This is a genomic window from Mycobacterium sp. TH-M116 (assembly GCF_057473685.1).
Window position 1 is genome coordinate 1 of the sequence record NZ_JBYCLC010000089.1, and the last position, 2,589, is coordinate 2,589.

3 protein-coding genes are annotated in these 2,589 nt (G+C 68.3%); 2 read left to right on the forward strand and 1 reads right to left on the reverse strand.

The features are described 5' to 3' along the window. Positions 1–79: 79 nt before the first annotated feature. Positions 80–1,462: a wax ester/triacylglycerol synthase family O-acyltransferase gene (locus AC2VOK_RS04370; protein ID WP_428899395.1), complete on the forward strand. Its 1,383-nt coding sequence runs from the start codon at positions 80–82 to the stop codon at positions 1,460–1,462. 112 nt (positions 1,463–1,574) lie between these two features. Here the strand turns inward: AC2VOK_RS04370 and AC2VOK_RS04375 are convergent, their stop codons facing one another. Beyond that, a complete protein-coding gene (locus tag AC2VOK_RS04375; RefSeq protein ID WP_428899397.1) occupies positions 1,575–2,066 on the reverse strand; it encodes an Hsp20/alpha crystallin family protein in 492 nt (163 codons plus the stop codon). A gap of 144 nt (positions 2,067–2,210) precedes the next feature. Here AC2VOK_RS04375 and AC2VOK_RS04380 point away from each other — a divergent pair, with 144 nt between their 5' ends. Further along, the gene (locus AC2VOK_RS04380) at positions 2,211–2,585 is read left to right on the forward strand and encodes a MerR family transcriptional regulator (RefSeq protein ID WP_428899396.1); all 375 of its coding nucleotides are present in this window, start codon (positions 2,211–2,213) and stop codon (positions 2,583–2,585) included. Positions 2,586–2,589: the final 4 nt, after the last annotated feature.

The following is a 2,589-nucleotide window of genomic DNA, read 5'->3' on the forward strand; positions in this document are numbered from 1 at the left end:
CCGCAGAGCATGCGTTTGGCATCGAAGGTGAGGACTTCCGGCCCTGATCGCGGGCGCTGCCGTGGCGGACAGTGATGGGATGGAGCAGTTGACCGTCCTGGATGCCGCGTTCCTGGAGGTCGAGGACGCCGACCCGCATGTGAGCCTCGCGGTGGGCGGGGTGTCGATCATCGAGGGGCCGGCTCCGCGCTACGAGGATTTCGTCGCGGCATTCGCGCAGCGGGCCGCGACGATCCCGCGCTTGCGTCAGGTGCTGCGAACCCATCCGCTCGATCTGCAGCCACCGGAATGGATAGACGACCCGCACTTCGACCTGTCGCGCCACCTGCACCGGGCTGCGCTGCCGCACCCCGGCGGCGACGCCGAGCTCTTCGAGATGATCGCCGCCCTGATGGAGCGCCGGCTCGACCGCGAGCGCCCGTTGTGGGACTGCTGGATCATCGAGGGACTCGGCGACGAACGGTGGGCCGTGCTGACCAAACTGCACCACTGCATCGCCGACGGCATCGCGACCACGCAGATCATGGTGAAGTTCGGCGACGACGACGCCGGCACGTTCGCCACCGACATCGCCGGCAGTAAAGGCCCAAGGCGCCGGGGTGTGAACCTGGCGAGGATCAACCTGAATCCGCTGAGCTGGATGCGCGAAATCAGGCGCAGCGCTCTGGTGGCCGAACACGCCGCCGTCGGTGCCGCCGAGCTGACGGCCGGCTTGCTGCGGCCGGCGCGGCCGTCGTCACTGAACGGACCCCTCACGACGATGCGGCGCTACAGCGTGGCCCGGGTCCGGCTGGCCGACCTTCAGCGGGTGTCCCGGACGTTCGGCGTGACGCTCAACGACGTTGCACTGGCAGCGATCACGAACAGCTATCGCAGCGTCTTGCTGCAGCGAGGAGAACGGCCCGACCGCGATTCGCTGCGCACCCTCGTTCCCGTATCGGTGCGCACGGCCGACCACTTCGCAGCCACCGACAACCAGGTCTCGGCGATGCTGCCGCTGCTGCCGGTCGACGAGCCGGACCCGGTGCGGCAGCTGGAGCTGGTGGGCGAACGCCTCACCCGGGTCAAAGCCAGCGGTCAGAGCGAGGGCGGCAGCGCGGCGGTGTGGGCGGCCGGCGCCGTGCCATTCGTGTTCTCGGCGTGGGCGATTCGGCTGCTGGCGCGTCTGCCGCAGCGCGCCGTCGTCGGCCTGGCGACCAACGTGCCCGGCCCGCGTGGCCGGCAGCGGCTGCTGGGCCGGCGGGTGCTGGAGATCCTGCCGGTCCCGCCCATCGCCCTGCAGGTGCGCACTGGTATCGCAATGGTCAGCTACGCCGACGCGTTTGTCTTCGGCATCAGCGCCGACTTCGACGCCGCATCCGACATCGGGGAACTTGCCGCGGGAATCGAGAACGGGGTGGCGCAGTTGGTCGCGGCGAGCCGCGCGCAGCGCCGCAGGCGGGCCCCGGCGCCGACGGGCTGAGCCGCCTCCCGGTGGCGCGCCGTCGCCGGCCTGTGCCTGCCGTGATGAATTCCGGACGGGAGGGCGGCGGCTGGGAATGCCGGGCGGCGACCGCCGCCCTCCCGCCGGTCGATCACGCGTCGATCACCTCGCGTTTGAGGGCGTTGTCCTTGAGGGCGTTGTCCTTGAGGGCGTTGTCTTTGAGGGCGTTGTCTTTGAGGGCGGTCTTCCCGCCGCGGTCGACGGCGATCTTGCGCGGCTTGGCCTTTTCCGCGACCGGGATGTGCAACCTCAGGACGCCTTCGCGGTAGGTGGCTTCGATCTTGTCTGTGTCGAGATTTTCGCCGAGGACGAGCTGGCGGCTGAAGACGCCGCGAGGCCGCTCGGTGGCCAGCATCTCCCGGTTCGGGTCCAGGGCCGGACGCTCCGCGCGCACGGTCACCACGTTGCGCTCGATGTCGATGTCCAGCGATTCGGCGTCGATGCCCGGAAGATCGAACTCGACGACGAAGTTCTCCCCGTCTCGCCAGGCATCCATTGGCATCACCGCGGGCCGGGCCGCGGTGCCGAATACCTGCTGGGTGAAGCGATCCAGATCGCGGAACGGGTCGGTGCGCATCAGCATGGCGGTCACCTCTCACTCCTAACCTATTGTGGTGAATCACATAATCCTATGTCGGATGACATAGATTTCTTATAGCACTATCGACATATCAACGCAACTGTGCTAAACACTTTTTCTGCACAGCTTTTTGGAGGAGATGCCGTGATGCCTGATCAGCCCGGCGATGGTGGTGCGCCGGCGCCCGATCGCGGCGTGTACGGAATCTCGGTAGCCGCCGAACTCTCCGGTGTCGCGGTGCAGTCGCTACGGCTCTACGAGCGCCATGGACTGCTGACGCCCGCCCGGAGCGAAGGGGGGACGCGGCGCTACAGTGCCGACGACCTGGCCCGGCTGCAACGCATCAGCGCCCTGGTCGACGACGGCGTCAACCTCGCCGGCATCGCCCGGATCCTGTCGCTCGAGGACGACAACGCCGAGTTGTCCGCGGACAACACCGATCTGCGGTCCACCAACCGCAGCTTGCGTGACGGGGCGAAGGCCCGCGAGCCCGCGCGGGATGCCGAACCGCCGCAGCACTGATCCG

Excerpts from the sequence above, each read along its gene's own strand:
- AC2VOK_RS04370 (WP_428899395.1), top strand. The coding sequence starts at position 80 with ATGGAGCAGTTGACCGTCCTGGATGCCGCGTTCCTGGAGGTCGAGGAC.
- AC2VOK_RS04380 (WP_428899396.1), top strand. The coding sequence starts at position 2,211 with ATGCCTGATCAGCCCGGCGATGGTGGTGCGCCGGCGCCCGATCGCGGC.
- AC2VOK_RS04375 (WP_428899397.1), bottom strand. The coding sequence starts at position 2,066 with ATGCTGATGCGCACCGACCCGTTCCGCGATCTGGATCGCTTCACCCAG.